Origin of the sequence: Burkholderia sp. RF2-non_BP3, from assembly GCF_001522185.1 — a bacterium.
In the GTDB taxonomy this organism is placed as follows: Bacteria; Pseudomonadota; Gammaproteobacteria; order Burkholderiales; family Burkholderiaceae; genus Burkholderia; species Burkholderia diffusa.
Map to the genome: position 1 here is coordinate 48,485 of NZ_LOSU01000051.1, position 18,476 is coordinate 66,960.

20 protein-coding genes are annotated in these 18,476 nt (G+C 69.5%); 5 read left to right on the forward strand and 15 right to left on the reverse strand.

The annotated features are described in order from the left end of the window. Positions 1-36: 36 nt before the first annotated feature. From carA to gloB, 4 genes are all read right to left on the reverse strand, one after another. Positions 37-1,182 (reverse strand): glutamine-hydrolyzing carbamoyl-phosphate synthase small subunit, encoded by a 1,146-nt coding sequence (gene carA / locus WS45_RS24260; protein ID WP_059702028.1) that lies wholly within the window; start codon positions 1,180-1,182, stop codon positions 37-39. Between the two features lie 361 nt (positions 1,183-1,543). After that, on the reverse strand, positions 1,544-2,776 hold the full coding sequence (locus WS45_RS24265) for an MFS transporter (protein WP_059702029.1): 1,233 nt from the start codon (positions 2,774-2,776) through the stop codon (positions 1,544-1,546). A 163-nt stretch (positions 2,777-2,939) separates the two neighbouring features. Beyond that, the gene (locus WS45_RS24270; RefSeq protein ID WP_059702031.1) at positions 2,940-4,541 is read right to left on the reverse strand and encodes a transglycosylase SLT domain-containing protein; all 1,602 of its coding nucleotides are present in this window, start codon (positions 4,539-4,541) and stop codon (positions 2,940-2,942) included. Between the two features lie 152 nt (positions 4,542-4,693). Beyond that, a complete protein-coding gene (gene gloB, locus WS45_RS24275) occupies positions 4,694-5,500 on the reverse strand; it encodes a hydroxyacylglutathione hydrolase (protein ID WP_059691166.1) in 807 nt (268 codons plus the stop codon). Positions 5,501-5,518: 18 nt separating this feature from the next. On the opposite strand from gloB, the gene WS45_RS24280 reads away from it, so the two are divergent. The 3 genes from WS45_RS24280 to dnaQ are packed head-to-tail and all read left to right on the forward strand — an operon-like array spanning position 5,519 to position 7,544. Next, positions 5,519-6,331, forward strand: a complete 813-nt coding sequence (locus tag WS45_RS24280) for a class I SAM-dependent methyltransferase (protein ID WP_059523482.1) — start codon at positions 5,519-5,521, stop codon at positions 6,329-6,331. After that, positions 6,328-6,771 (forward strand): ribonuclease HI, encoded by a 444-nt coding sequence (rnhA, locus tag WS45_RS24285; RefSeq protein ID WP_059523484.1) that lies wholly within the window; start codon positions 6,328-6,330, stop codon positions 6,769-6,771. The genes WS45_RS24280 and rnhA overlap by 4 nt, the downstream gene beginning before the upstream one ends. A gap of 38 nt (positions 6,772-6,809) precedes the next feature. After that, on the forward strand, positions 6,810-7,544 hold the full coding sequence (dnaQ, locus tag WS45_RS24290) for a DNA polymerase III subunit epsilon (protein ID WP_059523485.1): 735 nt from the start codon (positions 6,810-6,812) through the stop codon (positions 7,542-7,544). Between the two features lie 34 nt (positions 7,545-7,578). Here the strand turns inward: dnaQ and WS45_RS24295 are convergent, their stop codons facing one another. After that, entirely contained in the window at positions 7,579-7,911 is a 333-nt protein-coding gene (locus tag WS45_RS24295; RefSeq protein WP_059523489.1) for a YnfA family protein, read from the reverse strand. A 539-nt stretch (positions 7,912-8,450) separates the two neighbouring features. Here WS45_RS24295 and proP point away from each other — a divergent pair. Next, positions 8,451-9,938, forward strand: a complete 1,488-nt coding sequence (proP, locus tag WS45_RS24300) for a glycine betaine/L-proline transporter ProP (protein WP_059702033.1) — start codon at positions 8,451-8,453, stop codon at positions 9,936-9,938. A gap of 108 nt (positions 9,939-10,046) precedes the next feature. Here the strand turns inward: proP and WS45_RS24305 are convergent, their stop codons facing one another. Next, entirely contained in the window at positions 10,047-10,253 is a 207-nt protein-coding gene (locus WS45_RS24305; protein ID WP_059702035.1) for a hypothetical protein, read from the reverse strand. 332 nt (positions 10,254-10,585) lie between these two features. After that, positions 10,586-11,215, reverse strand: a complete 630-nt coding sequence (locus tag WS45_RS24310) for a glutathione S-transferase family protein (protein ID WP_059702037.1) — start codon at positions 11,213-11,215, stop codon at positions 10,586-10,588. Between the two features lie 145 nt (positions 11,216-11,360). Here WS45_RS24310 and phaZ point away from each other — a divergent pair, with 145 nt between their 5' ends. Beyond that, positions 11,361-12,584, forward strand: a complete 1,224-nt coding sequence (gene phaZ, locus WS45_RS24315; protein WP_059702039.1) for a polyhydroxyalkanoate depolymerase — start codon at positions 11,361-11,363, stop codon at positions 12,582-12,584. Here phaZ and WS45_RS24320 read toward each other — a convergent pair. From WS45_RS24320 to mdcC, 8 genes are all read right to left on the reverse strand, one after another. Beyond that, a complete protein-coding gene (locus WS45_RS24320) occupies positions 12,571-13,239 on the reverse strand; it encodes a phosphoribosyltransferase (RefSeq protein ID WP_059702190.1) in 669 nt (222 codons plus the stop codon). The genes phaZ and WS45_RS24320 overlap by 14 nt on opposite strands. 172 nt (positions 13,240-13,411) lie before the next feature. Beyond that, on the reverse strand, positions 13,412-13,933 hold the full coding sequence (locus tag WS45_RS24325; RefSeq protein ID WP_059691163.1) for a phospholipase D-like domain-containing protein: 522 nt from the start codon (positions 13,931-13,933) through the stop codon (positions 13,412-13,414). Between the two features lie 150 nt (positions 13,934-14,083). Continuing rightward, a complete protein-coding gene (gene mdcH / locus WS45_RS24330; protein WP_059702041.1) occupies positions 14,084-15,016 on the reverse strand; it encodes a malonate decarboxylase subunit epsilon in 933 nt (310 codons plus the stop codon). After that, positions 15,013-15,879, reverse strand: a complete 867-nt coding sequence (mdcB, locus tag WS45_RS24335) for a triphosphoribosyl-dephospho-CoA synthase MdcB (protein WP_059702043.1) — start codon at positions 15,877-15,879, stop codon at positions 15,013-15,015. The genes mdcH and mdcB overlap by 4 nt, the downstream gene beginning before the upstream one ends. After that, a complete protein-coding gene (mdcG, locus tag WS45_RS24340; protein WP_059702192.1) occupies positions 15,876-16,544 on the reverse strand; it encodes a malonate decarboxylase holo-[acyl-carrier-protein] synthase in 669 nt (222 codons plus the stop codon). The genes mdcB and mdcG overlap by 4 nt, the downstream gene beginning before the upstream one ends. After that, positions 16,531-17,238 (reverse strand): biotin-independent malonate decarboxylase subunit gamma, encoded by a 708-nt coding sequence (gene mdcE / locus WS45_RS24345; protein WP_059702045.1) that lies wholly within the window; start codon positions 17,236-17,238, stop codon positions 16,531-16,533. The genes mdcG and mdcE overlap by 14 nt, the downstream gene beginning before the upstream one ends. After that, positions 17,225-18,160 (reverse strand): biotin-independent malonate decarboxylase subunit beta, encoded by a 936-nt coding sequence (locus WS45_RS24350; protein ID WP_059702048.1) that lies wholly within the window; start codon positions 18,158-18,160, stop codon positions 17,225-17,227. Before WS45_RS24350 ends, mdcE begins: the two co-directional genes overlap by 14 nt. Then, positions 18,157-18,471, reverse strand: coding sequence for a malonate decarboxylase acyl carrier protein (gene mdcC, locus WS45_RS24355; protein WP_059523506.1), 315 nt, complete (start codon positions 18,469-18,471; stop codon positions 18,157-18,159). Before mdcC ends, WS45_RS24350 begins: the two co-directional genes overlap by 4 nt. Positions 18,472-18,476 lie beyond the last annotated feature (5 nt).

Below are 18,476 nucleotides of genomic sequence, written 5' to 3' on the forward strand. Positions count from 1 at the left end.
ATGCGAATCTCCCGTTCTTCGGTTGCTTCAGTTGCGTCAGGCGTTGCGCCGCTTCGCCGCGTCCATCAGTGCGGTGAAGCGGTCGAACAGATACGCGATGTCGTGCGGGCCGGGCGACGCTTCCGGGTGGCCCTGGAAGCAGAATGCCGGCTTGTCGGTCAGCTCGAAGCCCTGCAGCGTGCCGTCGAACAGCGACACGTGCGTCACGCGCGCGTTGGGCGGCAGCGAATCCGCGTCGACCGCGAAACCGTGGTTCTGCGACGTGATCACCACGCGACCGTCGCCGAGATCCTTCACCGGGTGGTTCGCGCCGTGGTGGCCCGTCTTCATCTTCAGCGTCTTCGCGCCGACCGCGAGGCCCATGATCTGGTGGCCGAGGCAGATGCCGAAGGTCGGCACGCCGCGCTCGATGAATTCCTTGGCCGCCGCGATCGCGTAGTCGCACGGCTCCGGATCGCCGGGGCCGTTCGACAGGAAGATGCCGTCCGGATTCAGTGCCAGCGCGTCGGCCGCGCTCGCCTCGGCCGGCAGCACCGTCACGTGGCAGCCGCGCTCCGCCAGCATGCGCAGGATGTTGTACTTGACGCCGAAGTCGTACGCGACGACGCGGTACTTCGGCGCTTCCTGCATGCCGTAGCCGCTGCCGAGGCGCCATTCGGTCTGCTTCCACTCGAACGGCTTCGTGGTCGACACGACCTTCGCGAGATCCATGCCCGCGAGGCCCGGGAACGAGCGCGCGAGTTCGATCGCCTTCGCCTCGTCGTTCGAGCCGGCCAGGATGCAGCCGTTCTGCGCGCCTTTGTCGCGCAGGATGCGGGTCAGCTTGCGGGTATCGATGCCGGCGATCGCGACGACGCCTTCGTCGCGCAGGTAGTCGCCGAGCGTGCGGTCCATGCGGAAATTCGATGCGAGCGTCGGCAGATCACGGATGATCAGGCCGGCGGCATGGACTTTCGTGGCTTCGACGTCTTCGGCGTTGACGCCGACGTTGCCGATATGCGGGTAGGTGAGCGTGACGATCTGACGCGCGTAGCTCGGATCAGTCAGGATTTCCTGATAGCCGGTAATCGCGGTGTTGAACACGACTTCACCGATCGTATGGCCTTCGGCCCCGATCGAATAACCACAAAAGACCGTGCCGTCGGCGAGTGCAAGCAAGGCGGGAGAAAAAGACGGCAACACGGGAGGCTCCTTGGGGAACACCCTGCTGCCGACCTGTTTACCCTGCCGCGCGAGCGCCGCGCTGCGTAGGCGCGCGGAGTCGCTAGCTGGACGCGACCTGCGGTGTCGGCACGCGAACCCGGCGCGTGGCGCACGAGGCTTCGCGGCATCGCCCGACAGGCGGCGTGCGGCGGATGAACGGGATGAGTGAGGTAGGCGCTAGGGTGCGAGGTTGATCAGCACAAACTTTCAAATTATAGCCCGAAAATGGCCTTATCTTCAATCGATATGGCCGTCCGATCACGCATGCGGCGCGCGCAATGCCGTGGCGTCACGCGCGCCGTTCGTTGCTGCGGCCCCGTTTCCGCAGCCGCCCTACCCGTCAGCGTACCGCCGGATCAACATGCTTGCCAGCGCTGCGCGCGGGCCATACGTACCAGACCGCGCTTGCGAGTTGCAGCACGAGCAGCATGCTCCACGCCGTGACGTGCGCGGCAGCCGGGTAATGGCCGTCGACGGCCGGCCAGTGCGACAGCACCGCGCCGATACCGATCTGGAACGCAAAGATCAGCACGAAGATCACGAGCGTCAATGTCGTGTTCGCGCGGCCGATCAGTTGGGCCGGGAAGTGGCCGGCCAGCACGGCATAGGTCAGGATTCCGACGCCGCCGAACATGCCGTAGGCCGCCCACAGCACGGCCGGCGGCAGCGGCACGCGCGCGACGATCGCGATTTGCGTGACGACGAACAGCACCATGCCGACGCCGCAAAACGCCTGGACGGACACGCCGCGGCGCTCGAGCACGCGCGCCGCCGCGCCGAAACCGACACAGCCGGCCATCATCGCGAAGCCGAGCACCGACACGAGCCGTGCGGCGTGCTGCGCATCGAACCCCGCGACGTCGCGCAGGTACGGACCGACCCACAGCGACTGCATCGCGTAGAACACGCCCTGCGTGACGATCGAGAATGACGAGATCTTCCAGAATGCACGGCTGCCGAGGATGTGCCAGGTGCCCTTGAACTGGCTGACGAGTCCGCCCTGATGGCGCGGCCGCTCGGCGTCCGGCGCGCCGAAGCCGATCGCGGCCGCGACGACGATCGTCAGCACCGCGAGGCCACCGCAGATCACGCGCCAACTTGTCACGCCGAGCAGCGAGGTCAACGGCGAGCCGACCGCGACGCCGCCCAGGCCGCCGACAGCCATCACGATACCGTTGACGAGCGGCAGCCGGCCGACCGGAAAATGCTGCGCGAGCGCCTTGAATGCCGCACCGAGACAGACCGATACGCCGACGCCGATCAGCAGCCGGCCGACCATCATCGTGCCAAGGTCGTGCGCGACGCCGAACACGGCGGCGCCGGCAGCCGCGAACAGCAGCATCCCGGCCGTCACGCGGCGCGGGCCGAAATGGTCGAGCAGCACGCCGGCCGGAATCTGCGCGCCGGCAAAGCCGAGAAAATAGAGACTGGTGAGCAGCCCGAGATCGGCGGCCGAGAGCCCGAGCTCGTGCGTGACGAACGGCGCGAAGCCGAGATTGACGCCGCGGAACACGTACGACACGAAATATCCGACCGCAAACAGCGCGAGCACCCTCACCTGCACCGACGACATCGCTCCTCCTCGTGATCCGATCCCGGCCGCGCGAAGCAGCGCCGCCGCTGCCGCGCACAAACGAAAACGCCGTCACCTCGGTGACGGCGTTGCTTCGTGTTTCATCGGATGATAACGCAAGCGCACGATCCGGCCGGACCGCCGCGCTGCAGCCGCGACCGCGTTACTTCTTCTTGCCCTTGTTTGCAGCGGCCTTCGGCGCGGCCTTGGCCGGCGCCGCCTTCGCGGAAGCAGCCTTCGCGGAAGCAGCCTTCGTCGCGCGGGCCGCCGGTTTCGCGGCACCGTGCTTCGCGCCGCGCGACTTGCCGCCGACGGACAGGCTCGCGCGCTCGATACGCGCGCCGGCGGTCGATGTCGCGATCCGCTCCGGACCCGGCTCGGCCGGCACCGCGCGGCCGACCGGCACGTGCAGCACGAGCGCTTGGCCCGGCATCGCGAGATCGCGATGCGTGCGGTTCCATGCCTTCAGCTGGGCGACCGACACGCCGTAGCGGCCGGCGATCGCCGCCATCGACTGCTTGCGGCGCACGCGGATCAGCATCTTGCGCGTGTCGGGTACGTCGGGCTCCATCGCGAGCACGCCGTTTTCCGCGACGTCCGCGCTGATGTCCTCGTCGTCGTCATCGCCGCGCGGCACGACGATCGTCGAGCCCGGCTTCAGGCGCATGCCGGCGGGAATCTTGTTGACCGACATCAGCGTGTCGGCGTCGACACCGATCTTCTCGGCGATCGCGGCCGGGCGGGCGCGCTCGCTGACCGTATAGGTGGTCCACGTCGACAACTGGCCGTTGTAGGCCTTCAGGTTCTTCTCGAACGCTGCCGCGTTGTCGAACGGCAGCAGGATCTGCGGCTCGGTCGCGCCGAGGATCACCGGCTTCGAGAACGACGGGTTCAGCGAACGGAACTCGTCGAGCGACAGGTTCGCGAGCTTCGCGGCCACCGCCACGTCGATGTCGCGCGACGTCGTGACCGTCACGAAATACGGGTGGTTCGGGATCTCCGGCAGCGCCAGGCCGAACTGCTGCGGATTCGCGATGATGTTCTTCACCGCCTGCAGCTTCGGCACGTAGTTGCGCGTCTCGTTCGGCATCCGCAGGCTCTGGTAGTCGGTCGGCAGGCCGGCCGCCTGGTTGCGCGCGATCGCACGCTGCACGTTGCCCTCGCCCCAGTTGTACGCGGCCAGCGCCAGATACCAGTCGCCGAACATGTCATGCAGGCGCGACAGGTAGTCGAGCGCGGCGCTCGTCGACGCGAGCACGTCGCGGCGCTCGTCCTGCCACATGTTGCGCTTCAGGTTGTACGTGCGGCCCGTGCCCGGCATGAACTGCCACATGCCGGCCGCCTTCGCGACCGACAGCGCCTGCGGGTTGAACGCGGATTCGATGAACGGCAGCAGCGCGAGCTCGGTCGGCATATGACGCGCCTCGAGCTCCTCGACGATGTGATACAGGTACTTCTGCGAGCGCTCGGTCATGCGCTGCACGTAATCGGGACGCTGCGTGTACCAGGTCGTCTGCATGTCGACGAGGTCGCTTTGCAGATCGGGCATCTGGAAGCCGCGACGGATGCGGCCCCAGAGATCGGAATCTGCACTGGTCAGGTCGCCGACGGATTGCTTGTCGACGTCGACAGTTTCTTTGGCGGTGGCTGATTTACGGAGGTAGTTGGACGCCGCCTGCGAATCGGCGGCGTTGTTGGCGACAGGAGCCTGGCTCGCACAAGCGGCGAGCAGCAGGACCACCATCGCACTCAATATAAGTCGCATGAAAATCTCGGCTTCCGACGGCTGGAAATTGCTGGCGATACTACGGAAGTGCGTGCTTCACGTCAATAAAAACACCGAAAACTCAGCCAAATCCTACATTTGGAGCAATTTTTACAGACTCCGCTTGAGCTTTTGGAGTCCTCCGGAAATCGTCATCGGAATCGGTTTTTCCACTCCCGCATCAGCGTGAACGCCGCGAGGCGATCCGGCACCGTTTCGTGCAGCTCGGCCTCGAGCGTCGCATGGATGGCCGGGCTGTCCGACCGCATGAACGGGTTGACGGCGCGTTCGTGCGCGATCGTGGTGGGCAGCGTCGGCACACCGCGCGCGCGCAGCGCCTGCGCGTCGTCGCGCCAGGCGGCGAGCGCGGCATTGCCCGGTTCGCACGCGAGCGCGAAGCGGATGTTCGACAGCGTATATTCGTGTGCGCAATGCACGCGGGTGTCGCCGGGCAGCGCCGCGAGCGCGTCGAGCGACGCGAGCATCTGCGCGGGCGTGCCTTCGAACAGGCGGCCGCAGCCGCACGAGAACAGCGTGTCGCCGCAGAACACATGAGGGGTCGCGGCGCCCTGCCCGGCCGCCTGGAAATAGGCGATGTGACCGCGCGTATGCCCCGGCACGTCGAGCACGTCGAACGTGAGCGCCGGTGCGTCGAGCGTCACGCGATCGCCGCCCGCGAGCGGCCGCATGACCACGCCGATCGCCTCGGCCGCCGGGCCGTAGACGACCAGCGGTACATCGTCCGGTTGGCCATCGCGCAGCGCGGCGACACCGCCGACATGGTCGGCGTGATGGTGCGTGAGTAAAATAGCGGTCAACCGCCAGCCGCGTTCGGCAAGAACACGGCGTACGGGCGCGGCTTCACCCGGATCGACGGCGATCGCATCGCGGCCGTCCGAGACGAGCCAGATATAGTTGTCTTCGAATGCCGGAACCGGCACGTATTCCAGCTCGTTCATGGGCGCGCAATCATCGTTATGTCCGATCGTCAAATTATAGACTGGCCCGCCTGGACCGACTCGCCGCCCGGCCGCTACGTGCTGGACTGGGAGCAGGCGCAGCTCGACCGGATCGTGTCCGACGTCTTCGGGTTTCACGCGCTGCAGCTCGGCCTGCCGCAGCTCGATGCGCTGCGCGAGAACCGCATGCCGTATCGCGGCCTCGTGCTCGACCCGGCGAGCGGCGCGAGCGCGCCCTACCAGTATCCGTGGGCGCGCGAGGCGCACGCGCCCGAACATGCGCCGGCCGGTCGCAGCACGACGTGGAGCGATCTGCTCGACCTGCCGTTCGAGTCGCAGAGCGTCGACCTGATCGTGATGCCGCATACGCTCGAATTCACGTCGGACCCTCACCGCCTGCTGCGCGAAGCCGAGCGCGTGCTGATGCCGGAAGGCCAGCTCGTGATCACCGGCTTCAATTCGCTGAGCCTGTGGGGCATGCGGCAATCGTTCGGACGCATGGCGAACCGTCCGTTCGTGCCGGCCGCGCGCGACCAGATCGCGTTCATCCGGCTCAAGGACTGGATCAAGCTGCTCGGCTTCGATCTCGAGCGCGGCCGCTTCGGCTGCTACCGGCCGCCGCTCGTCACCGACAAATGGCTTGCCCGCTACGGCTTCATGGAAGCCGCCGGCGACCGCTGGTGGCCGATCTTCGGCGCCGTCTACATGGTCACGGCCGTCAAGCGCGTGCGCGGCATGCGCCTCGTCGGCCCGATCAAGATGAAGAAGCCCGTGCTCGCGCCGGGCCTCACGCCGGCGGCCACCCCGACCACCCACCAAGAACACTCATGACCACCGACACCATCGACATCTATACCGACGGCGCCTGCAAGGGCAATCCCGGCCCCGGCGGCTGGGGCGCACTGTTGCGCTACGGCGACCGCGAAAAGGAGCTGTTCGGCGGCGAGCCCGACACGACCAACAACCGCATGGAGCTGATGGGCGTGATCGCCGCGCTCGAGGCGCTGAAGCGGCCGTGCCGCGTGATCGTCCATACCGACTCGCAATACGTGCAGAAAGGCATCAGCGAGTGGATCCACGGCTGGAAGAAGAAGGGCTGGGTCACCGCGGCGAAAACCCCGGTGAAGAACGCCGACCTGTGGAAGCGCCTCGACGCGCTCGTCGCGCAGCACGAGGTCGAGTGGCGCTGGGTGAAGGGCCACGCGGGCCACCCCGAAAACGAACGCGCGGACGCGCTCGCGAATCGCGGCGTCGAATCGCTCGTGGCCTGAACGCAGGCCGCCCCACTGTCTTTCCCGATTTATCCGACATGCGCCAGATCATTCTCGATACCGAAACCACCGGCCTGAATCCCCGCACGGGCGACCGCCTGATCGAAATCGGCTGCGTCGAGCTGCTGAACCGGCGGCTCACCGGCAACAACCTGCACATCTACGTGAACCCCGAGCGCGACAGCGACCCGGGCGCACTGGCCGTGCACGGCCTCACGACCGAATTCCTGAGCGACAAGCCGAAGTTCGCGGAAGTCGTCGACCAGATCCGCGACTTCGTGAAGGACGCCGAGCTGATCATCCACAACGCGCCGTTCGACCTCGGGTTTCTCGACGCGGAATTCGCGCGGCTCGACCTGCCGCCGTTCACCGAGCATTGCGGCGGCGTGATCGACACGCTCGTGCAGGCCAAGCAGATGTTCCCCGGCAAGCGCAATTCGCTCGACGCGCTGTGCGACCGGTTCGGCATCAGCAACGCGCACCGTACGCTGCACGGCGCACTGCTCGACTCGGAACTGCTCGCCGAAGTCTATCTCGCGATGACGCGCGGCCAGGACAGCCTCGTGATCGACATGCTCGACGACGCAGGCGCCGACGGCGGCGCGGCGAACGGCCAGCGCGTGTCGCTCGCGTCGCTCGACCTGCCGGTTCTCGCGGCGAGCGACGACGAACTCGCCGCCCACCAGACCCAGCTCGACGAACTCGACAAATCGGTCAAGGGAACCTGCGTGTGGCGCAAGTCCGCCGACGCGGACGCCGCCGAGGCCGCCTGACGCGGCGTCTCCCGACCGGCGCCTGCAGCCGCGCTCACGCGCGCGGCTGCAGCGCGATGATGGCCATCCCGCCAAGCGCGAGCACCGCGCCCGCCACGTCCCAGCGGGACAGCGCAATGCCGTCGACCACCCGCAGCCAGATCAGCGCCACCGCGATATACACGCCGCCGTACGCCGCATACGTGCGCCCCGCCGCGCTCGGATGCAGCGTCAGCAGCCACGCGAACAAGGCGAGCGACAGCGCGGCCGGCACCAGCAGCCATACGGGCCGGCCGCCCTTCAGCACGAGCCACGGCAGGTAGCAGCCGACGATTTCGGCCAGTGCAGTGACGGCGAACAGCGCCGCAATCCTGATCAGTTCGGTCATCCGGTTCCTCGCAGATTCGGCCCCCGTCCGGCGGGCCGCGCGACCCCGCCGCGCGCCGCCGATCATACCGGAGCCGGCCTCGCCGGAACCGCCGTCGGACCGGGGATTCCGGGCAATTTGCACGATCGTCTGTCATCGTGCTATCATGTCGCCTGTTTCAACATTCAATCTCTGTCTACTCAATTTCGAAAGAAGTCCGTCCGCGCGTTGCGGGCCGGTGCTTCGACCGGAATTGCATCCACAGGAAAGCCCGCCCGACAGGCCCGCTTTTCTCGTTTCGTTGCCCCTCCGGGGCGCTTGCCGGATCGCCGGACACGTCCGCGCCGGCATCTGCCGCTCGCATCACGCGGCCCATTCTTCATGAGCGCACCGTCGTGACGGCCCATCGGGCCCGCGTCGAAGCAGTCCCTTACGGCCCTTTACCGCCTCATGTGCAGTAAGCGCCTAAATGGCCTGCCCCGACGCGCAGCACGCGACATCGCGCTCGCCGGCAAACCGTGTCGGACGGCCCGCCCGTTCCGGCGCAGTCAAAGGAGTGCATGACCTTGACCGCAACACACGTCAGCCCGACCGCTGCTTCTTCCTCCACGTCGTCCGGCGAGGCCCCGCTCGCCGCGGACGACATTACCGTCGTCGACCAGAGCCTGCTCAAGCGCGCCGTCAGCGCGATGGCCATCGGCAATGCGATGGAATGGTTCGACTTCGGTGTCTACAGCTATATCGCCGTCACGCTCGGCAAGGTGTTCTTCCCGTCCAGCAGCCCGTCCGCGCAGCTGCTCGCGACCTTCGGCACGTTCGCCGCCGCGTTCCTCGTGCGCCCCCTCGGCGGCATGGTGTTCGGCCCGCTTGGCGACCGCATCGGCCGCCAGCGCGTGCTCGCCGCCACCATGATCATGATGGCCGTCGGCACCTTCGCGATCGGCCTGATCCCCAGCTATGCGTCGATCGGCATCATGGCGCCCGTGCTGCTGCTCGTCGCCCGCCTCGTGCAGGGCTTCTCGACCGGCGGCGAATACGGCGGCGCCGCCACCTTCATCGCCGAGTTCTCGACCGACAAGCGCCGCGGCTTCATGGGCAGCTTCCTCGAATTCGGCACGCTGATCGGCTACGTGATGGGCGCCGGCGTCGTCGCGCTGCTCACCGCGTCGCTGTCGCAGGAAGCCCTGCTGTCGTGGGGCTGGCGCGTGCCGTTCCTGATCGCGGGCCCGCTCGGCCTGATCGGCCTGTACATCCGGATGAAGCTCGAAGAAACGCCGGCGTTCAAGCGCCAGGCCGAAGAGCGCGAAGCGCAGGACAAGGCCGTGCCGAAGGCGCGCTTCCGCGAAACGCTGATGCGCAACTGGCGCGCGCTGCTGCTCTGCGTCGGCCTCGTGCTGATCTTCAACGTGACCGACTACATGGTGCTGTCGTACCTGCCGAGCTTCATGTCGTCGACGCTGCACTTCGACGAGTCGCACAGCCTCGTGCTGGTGCTGATCGTGATGGTGCTGATGATGCCGCTGACGCTCGCCGCCGGCCGCCTGTCGGACAAGATCGGCCGCAAGCCCGTGATGCTGGCCGGCTGCGTCGGCCTGCTGGTGCTGTCGATCCCGTCGATGATGCTGATCCACGCGGGCACCACCGCGTCGGTGTTCGGCGGCCTGCTGATTCTCGGCTTGCTGCTGTCGTGCTTTACCGGCGTGATGCCGTCGGCACTGCCGGCGCTGTTCCCGACCGAGATCCGCTACGGCGCGCTCGCGATCGGCTTCAACGTGTCGGTGTCGCTGTTCGGCGGCACGACGCCGCTCGTCACGGCATGGCTCGTCGACGTGACCCATAACCTGATGATGCCCGCGTACTACATGATGGGCGCCGCCGTGATCGGCATCGTGTCGGTCGTCGCGCTTGCCGAAACCGCACGCCAGCCGCTCAAGGGCTCGCCGCCGGCCGTCGCGACGCGCCGCGAGGCGCACCAGTTGGTGCGCGAGATGCGCGAGAACGACGACGACGCGGAGATCTACGGCGTCGTGTCGACTGCCCGCGCCTGAGCATCGCCCAAGAAAAAGCCCCGGCACAAGCCGGGGCTCGATCGAACCGATCCGCCCGACCGGCTTGCGCCGGCCGGGCTTTTTTTCATCTGTTGGCTGGACGCGCGATCACGCGTGCGCTTCGCAGTGGCGGCAGAAGATCAGCGCCCGCGAACGCGACACCGCAGCCTGCGCACCGCGCGCCGCGACGATCAGCCCGACCTGGCCGAGATTGAAATCGCGCTCGACCATCAGCTGCGTCAACGCGGCAAGCGGCAACACGACGGACGGGTGGTACAGACTCGATTCGATCAGCGCTCTCATCTTCGGCTCCATCAGGCAATGCATATTCGATGGAGTGGATTCTAGGGATCGGCCGCAACCGGATAAACAGCGCGAATGCGAAGTCACTTGTCAGCGATGGAGAACAATCGGCCGGGCGTTTGGCGGACGGGCCGAGCGGCCGGCGGCGGACGGCCCGGGGACGCAAGGCGAAGCGTGCGCAACGGGGTTTTGAGAACGCCGCACCAGGCGAAAACGGGCGACCACGCGGCCGATGGCGGCCGAGTCGATCCGTGCCGGATGCCGGCCCGAGTCGCGACGACATCGCACGTCGGTTGCATCGCCCGCCGCCCTCGCTCCCGTGCCGACTCGACAGCCGCCGGGCTTCAGTCGAGCGGCGTCTCGACAAACGCCGGCAGCGCTTCCGCCCGCGCCGAATGTGCGGCGAGCGCCGGATAACGGGCCGGATCGATCCGCGCGAGCGCCGGGTACTCGGCGCTCGTGAATTGCGTGAAGCGCCACGCGACGGCGACGGTCACGTCGGACTGCAGCAGGCGCGCGCCGCCGAGCCAGCCATTCGCGGCCGCGACGAGCGGCTCGAGCTTGTCATATGCGGCCTCGATCTGGCCCAGCACCCGCTCGAGCCATGGCGCGTGCAGCTTCTCGGCCGGCCGCAACGCGTGCTCGTACACCACCTGCACGGTCTTCTCCGCCGCCGCCAGCGCGAATCCGACCGGCACGAGCGTGCGCAGCCGCGCGTCGGCGGCGTCGGGCAGCAGACGCCGCTCAGGCGCGACGCGATGGTCGAGATAGTCGACGATCAGCGACGAATCGATCAGCGTCGCACCGTCGTCGGTCACGAGCGTCGGCGCCTTCACGACCGGGTTGAATGTCTGGAACTGGTCGAACTGACGGAACACCGAGATCGACTCGTGTTCGAACGGCAGGTCGAGCAGCTTCGCCGAAATGGCGGCACGGCGCACGAACGGGGAATCCAGCATGCCGATCAGCTTCATCGCGAACGCTCCACTTGAGGGAATGGAATCGACGACTGTAGCAGCGCCATATGTCGCCGCCTAGGGCCGGTCACGTTTCCGACACCCGCTGCGCGGCCAGAGTGACCATAATGCAGATTCACGCCCCCTCCGCCCAAGGTTCGCCATGTGGTATGCCGTCGTCGAGCAGCAGCGGGAATGGATGCGCGCCTGGCGCGCGGCGACGTGCCACGCGTTCGACGTGTGGCCAGCCGCGACGCTGGCGCACGCCGCGTCATCGTGCTACGACGACCTGTTCGAGCCGCTCCTCGGGCCCGCCGCCGGGCCGCCGCGCTTCGAGATTCGGCGCGCGGCGGTCGACGAGCGGATCGTCGCGCGCACGCCGTTCTGCCAGTTGCGACGCTTCGCGCGCGACGACACGCGACGCACGGTGCTGCTGTGCGCGCCGCTCGCCGGACATGCGGCCGTGATGATGCGGGAAACCGTCGAGGCGCTGCTCGCGGACGGCGACGTCTGCGTGACCGACTGGGTCAATGCGCGCGACGTGCCGCTCGCCGCGGGTCGCTTCGGACTCGACGAATACGTGGCGACGCTCGACGGCTTCGTCGACGCGCTCGCCCGCGACGCGCGGCCGCTGCACGTCGTCGCCGTGTGCCAGGCCACCGTTCCCGCGCTCGGCGCACTCGCGCTGCGCGCCGCGCGCGGCCTCGCACCGCCTGCGAGCGTCACGCTGATCGGCGGGCCGCTCGACGCGCGCGTCAACCCGACCACGCTCGGCACCACCGCCGCGTCCCGATCGCTCGCGTGGTGTCGCCGCCACCTGATCGACATCGTGCCGCCGCGCTTCGCCGGCCGTGGCCGGCACGTGTTCCCGACCTATCTTCAGCAAGGCGAGATCGCGCTGCTGTATCCGCAACGCTTTCTGACGCTGATCGAGGACTACGCGCGCGCGGCGTCGCATTTCGACCTGACGGCGCTGGCGGACGCGCGGCGTGCGCTGCGCGAATATACGGCGCTGCTCGACATGCCGGCCGAGTATTTCCTGGATACCGTCGATATCGTGTTTCAGCGAATGTGCCTCGCGAACGGCACGTGGGACGTCGGCGGACAGCGCGTCGAGCCGGCCGCGCTGCGCGGCGTCGCGCTGCTGACGGTCGAAGGCGGTTGCGACGCCGTCACGGGCACCGGCCAGACGCATGCGGCGCTCGCCATGTGCCGCGGCCTCAAGGCCGGCGAGCGCCAGCGCCTCGATGTCGACGACTGCGATCATTACGGGTTGTTCACGGGCGCGCGCTGGCGCAGCGAAGTCCATCCGGCGCTGCAGCGCGTATTCGCGCAGGCCGAAGCCGGACGCCCGGGATCGCGCCGACGCCGTATCAGACGGACGTGACGCCGTCGTCCGGCGCACGGGCCGCGTCGAGGAGCGCACGCACCTCGTCGTCCCCGGTCTGGTCGAAACGCGCGTAGAACTGGCTGATCCCGAAGAACGACAGCGGCTGCAGCACCGTCACGAACGCGTCGGCCAAATCGTCGAACGCACGCCCGGCACCATCCGGTGCGACGGGTACGGCGGCCACGATGCGCGCGGGATGGCGCTCGCGCAGTGCCTGCAGCGCGACGCGCATCGACGCGCCGGTCGCGACGCCGTCGTCGACGATGATCGCGATACGGCCGTCGACCGGCAGCGGCGGCCGGGCGCCGCGATACAGCGCTTCGCGGCGCTGCAGTTCGGCCGTCTCGCGCGCGATCACGTCGGCCAGTTGCGCATCGGTCACGCCCATCGCGCGGATCGCCGAATGCTGCAGGTGGATCGCTCCGCCGGTCGCGATCGCACCGATCGCGAATTCCGGATCGGACGGCATGCCGAGCTTGCGCACCACCAGCACGTCGAGCGGCGCGCGCAGCGCCTGCGCGACCGGGAATGCGACCGGCACGCCTCCACGCGGCAGCGCGAGCACGACGACGTCGCGACGCCCCGCAAAATCCTGCAGCGCGTGCGCAAGCCGGCGACCCGCGTCGGCGCGATCGACAAAACATTCGGTCACGATCGGCTCCCTGCCGTTGCGCCGGATGCGCGACACCCGCACCGGCCCCTGTTCAACGAGCATGGTTCATCGGACGCGCCGATGCAAGCGGGGTCATACCGGCGCACGCGGCATGCGGATCGTGGCGGAAAAGGATGGTGGCGCTCGCCCGGGCGGACCGCCCGTCAGGCGCTCAGAGCCCGCCGGCCTGCCGGTACAGCCGCCAGAACGACTGCGCGTACGACTGCGCGAGTTCCGGTGCGCGCTGGAACACGTTCACCGTTTCCGCGTGCGCGGGCGCGCCGTCGGACAGCGTCGTCAGCGCGACGCTGTCGTCGACGATCACGAAGCGCGGCGCGGGATCGCCATGCCGCGAATCGATCGCGACGTCGATGCCGGCCGATTTCAGATAACCCGCGCCGCTGTATTTGCCCGCACGCGACGAACGCACCAGCACGACGCGCACTTCGATGCCGCGCGAACGCGCGTCACGCAGCGCCGCCGCGACCGCGGGCGGCACGTACGCGTAGCCGGCCAGCAGCACGCGGCGCTGCGCCTGACCGATCAGGTCGACGGTCGCGTCGGCCGCCGCATTGTCATACGAAAAGTACGTGCCGACCGATGCGGCATCGGACGGAATCGGGCTGGCGTGGGCGGTCGCCGCGCAGCAAAGCACGGCGAGGAGGAAGGCGGCGGATCTCATGGCGGGCGCCATTGTAGCGACGCCAATTCGCGTGGCAAGCGCCTGCTGCGACGCTGCTGCGCCGGCGCAACACCCGGTGCGCAACGCGCGCCTGGCGGGCCGGTTCCGGAATCGATGTTGCCGGGATTTCCGAGCGTTTCCGGGCCGCTCGCGGGCCGCCCGTCAGGCAGCCGCGACGCGTGCGAGCCAGCTCGCGATCCCGTCGACGGAACGAAAATCCGCGACGCTGCGTGCCGGCAGCGCCGGATACGCGCCGCCCACCATCTCGGTCAGGGCGCGGCCCGGGCCGAGCTCGAGAAACGCGGTCGCGCCGGCCTCGACGCATGCGGCCAGGCAGGCCGCCCACTCGACCGGCTCCGCGATCTGCCGTGCGAGCTTGTCGAGCGCCGTGCCGACATCGAGCACCGACGCGCCGTCGATCCCCGAAAACAGCCGCGTACCGGGCAACGGCCGGCGCACGTTCACGGCAGCCAGCGACGCGCGGAACGCGGGCACCGCCGTCGCGAGCCGGCGCGTGTGCGACGCGATCCGCACGCACACGGGCGCGACGCGCAGCGCACCGTCGCGTGCCGCGTCGTCGGCCACTGCGGCGACGTCGGCCTGCCGTCCGGCCACCACGAATGCTTCGCCCGGATTGGCGATCGCGATCGCCGCATCGCGGCCGTCGCACAGTTGCGCGAGCTGCGCGCGCGTCAGCCCGCGCACGAACGCCATCCGTTCGTCGCCGCCGCTCGCGGCGTCCATTGCGCGCGCGCGCGCGTCGGCCAGATCCAGCGCGTCGTGCGGATCGATCATCCCCGCGACGCTCCACGACGCGACTTCGCCGACGCTATACCCGGCGACGCAGCGCCGGCGCGGCCACACCGCTTCGAGCAGCGCGGCCGCCGCGAGCGCCTGCACCGTGCAAAGGATCTGCGCGGCGCGGTTCTCGCGCAGCGCGTCCGGTTCGGCGTGCCGCACCCAGTCGCGCGGATCGTCGCCAAGGAGCCGGCCGGCATGCTCGAACAGCGCATCAGCCTGTGGCGCGGCACCGGTCAACTCGAACATGTCCGCCCGCTGCGCGCCTTGCCCCGAACACAGGATCGCCAGCGTCATCGCCCCACCCCGGCCGCTTCGAGTGCGTCGACGAACACGCTCATCGCCAGCAGATCGGCCGCGCCGCCCGGGCTCAGCCGGCGAGCGACGAACGCATGGTGTGCGGCGGTCGCGCGCAATCGCCAGTCGCGAGCGCGTATGCCGCCGCGGGCGACGAATGCGCGCGCCGTGGCCCGCGCGAAATCGAGGCCGGCCTGCCCGCCCCGGTGCAGCAGATTCGTATCGTCGAGCGCGGCGATCAGCGCGAAGCATGCGTCGACGCGCGCGGCCTCCGGATCGTCCGGCACGCGGCGCTGCGCGCGGCGCAGTGCCGGCAAACCGACGCCGTACACGGTCGCGAACCCGTCGGCCGCCTCGCGACGCGCGCCGCCGACGCCGTAGCGGCGGCTCGCGCGCTCGCCGTGGCTGTCGGGCAGCCGCGGGCCGCCGAGGATCTCGGCGCCCCACCGCCGCGCGACGAACGCGCCGAGCGTCATCGTGCGTGCCGCCGAGCCGGGCACCGCGCGGCGGCCGGCGGCCGCGCACAGCAGCCCGAGCCCGAAGATCGCGCCGCGATGCGTGTTGACGCCGCCGGTCGCGGCGAGCATCGCGTGTTCCGCGCGCAGCCCGATCTTGCGCAGCACGGCCATGCCCGCGTCGCGTGCGCCGGCGTCGGCGAGCTCCGCGAAGTACGGCCGCAGCACGGCCGCGCTGCGCGCGAACGTCGCGGCGTCCATGTCCGCATGGCTGCCGGTGTCGATGTGACTGACGAGGCCCGGTTTCGGATATGTCTCGATTTCGAGCACGAGGCTGCGCTCGGCGAGTTCGGCGATGCGCTCGGCGTCGGACGGCGCCGCCGCGCGGCAGGCGGCCCATGCACTCATCGCGTGCCTCCCGTGAATGCGTCGGCAGACATCAATTCGACCGCCACCGCCGTCTTGACCGCGACTTCAGGCAGCCGCGCATGCAATTCGCGCCAGTTCACGCCCGCGCCGTCATCGCGCAGCAGTTCGCCGTCGATGCGCATCGGCGCGCGCGCGTCGAGTGCCGCCAGGCCGTCGAGCAGCGCGGCAAGCGATGCGGCGTCCGGCAGCGGGAACACGATGTCGAGATCGGAGGACGCGCTCAGATAGCACTCGCCCGTCAGCGCCTGCCACGCGAGACTGCCGAACACGCGACCCTGCGCGCCGCAGCGCGTGCCGAGCGCGTCCAGCTCGCGCAGCGTCGCGTGCCAGGCGTCGGGCGCGGCGACCAGCACGTCGGCCAGCGTGGGCAGCGGGCCGACCGACTCGACCGCGTCGGCGGCGACGTTCAGGGCGATGCGCCGCTTGCCCGCGGAAGGCGGCAGCGGCACGCCGAGCGGCACGCGCCGCGCATCGGCCTCGTCGGGCGACGCGCGGCGCACGATCAACGGCCAGCCGCGCGCGGCCCACGCCTGCACGAGCGGATCGGCCTCCAGCGCGGGATCGCGCGCGCATGCGCCGCCCCACCCGGCCGCCGTCAGCGTGACGAGCGTGTGGCGGCGCAGCGGCGTGTCAGCGTGCGGCACGCGCGAGTGCCTCGACCCGCCGCGCGACGTCGGCCGCGACCGGCCGGCCGCGCGCAGCACGACCATCGGTGCGGTCGGTCGGCTTGCCGAGCCATTCGCCGACCTGCGCGTCGAGCGCACGGGCCGGATCGAGCACGGCGTCGACGGCGCCCATCTTCACGAGATTGTCGAGTCCCGGCGCGAACACCGGCGTCGAGCGCGCCATCTCCTTCAGCACGTCGATCGGCAGCTTCGTCACGCGCGACATCGACGGCAGGTCCATCACCTCGGGCTCGGCGCCCGGCACCGCGAGCAGCGTGCGCGTCGCGAGCGCGGTCGCGATGAACGCGCCCGCGGCCGTATGGCCGTATAGCAGCCCGATCGTCCGGTGCCCGGCGAGCTCCGCATGCATCAGGCATTTCGCGAGATGCGACAGCCCTTCGTTCAGGCCGAGCAGTTCGTCGCGCTTGCTCATCCGCTGGCTGTCGCTGTCGACGAGCACGAGAAGCGGCGTGCCGCCGCCGCGCTCGATCGTGTCGAGCACGTGCGACGCGAGCGTGAGGGCTTCGTCGATGCCGAACGGCAGGCGGTCGGCGACGCCGATCACGTCGACGCGCGTGCCGGTCAGTTCAGCGTGGCCCGTCAGCAGGCCGCCGTTTCGCCCGATCGAATGGCCCTTGGGAAACAGCGAGTTCAGAACTTCATCGAGCGTCATGCTGCGGCTCCTGTAACTGGTCGGCGAGCTTCGCGAATGCGTCGTCGGACATGCCGGGAATCGCTTCCGGCTCGCTCGCGCCGAGCGCGCGCCACACGTCGAGCGCATCCTTGCACGTGCCGAACCGCGCGACGCGCGCTTCGAGCCGCGCCTGCTCCGCGCGCAGCATCGCCGCGTCGAATGCCGGCGCACGGCCGATCAGGTCGAGCGCGGCCGCGCGAAACGCATCGGGCGTATCGGCCACGTAGCGATCCGCGCCGCCGATCAGCCGACGGTGCTTGCCGCCCATCGTGCGCCAGATCAGCGCGCGCTCCTTCGCGTCGAACTCCTCGACGCCGCGGTTGGTCTCGATCACCTCGGGCCCCGACACGCTGATGCGCCCCTGCTCGGACACCGCGAGCGCCGAGCAGCACGCGGCGAGCAGCCCGCCGCCGCCATAGCAGCCCGCGCGCCCGCCGATCAGCCCGATCACCGGCACGCCGGCCGCGCGCGCCTCGACGAGCGCACGCATGATCTCGGCGATCGCGAGCTCGCCCGCGTTCGCTTCCTGCAGCCGCACGCCGCCGGTGTCGAACAGGATCAGCACCGGCGTGCCGCGTTCGCGCGCCGCACGCAGCAGCCCCGTGAGCTTCGCGCCGTGCACCTCGCCGAACGCGCCGCCCATGAAGCGGCCTTCCTGCGCGGCGACGAACACCGCCTTGCCGTCGAGCCGGCCGTGGCCGACCACCATCCCGTCGTCGAACTGCTGCGGCAGGTCGAACAGCGGCAGGTGCGGGCTCGTCACGCGCTCGCCCGGCCCGAGAAACTCCGTGAAGCTGCCCGCGTCGAGCAGCCCGTCGACGCGCTGGCGCGCCGACGCCTCGTACCAGCTCGCGGCGTTCGCGACGAACGCCGGGGCGTCGTGGATCGCGTCCGTCATCATGCCTCCCCCTCGATCGCGCGCACGGCCTGCGCGAGCCGCAGCGACACCATGTCGGGCCGCGCGCCGCCGTCGTTGATCGACAGCTTCAGGCCGCCCGGCGCGCGCCGTTCGACGAAGTCCGACACGACCGCCTGCCACACCGCGCCGAAACCGACCGCCGCGGTGCGGATGTCGATCTCGCATTCGTTGCCCGGCAGCACGCGCTCGACGAGCACTTCGAGATTGCCGGACGCGACCACGCCGACAAGCGCCGTGGCCCGTTCGCCCCGCGCACGCCCGCGCGCGGTGAAGCGATAGTTCAACTGTTCCATGCCCT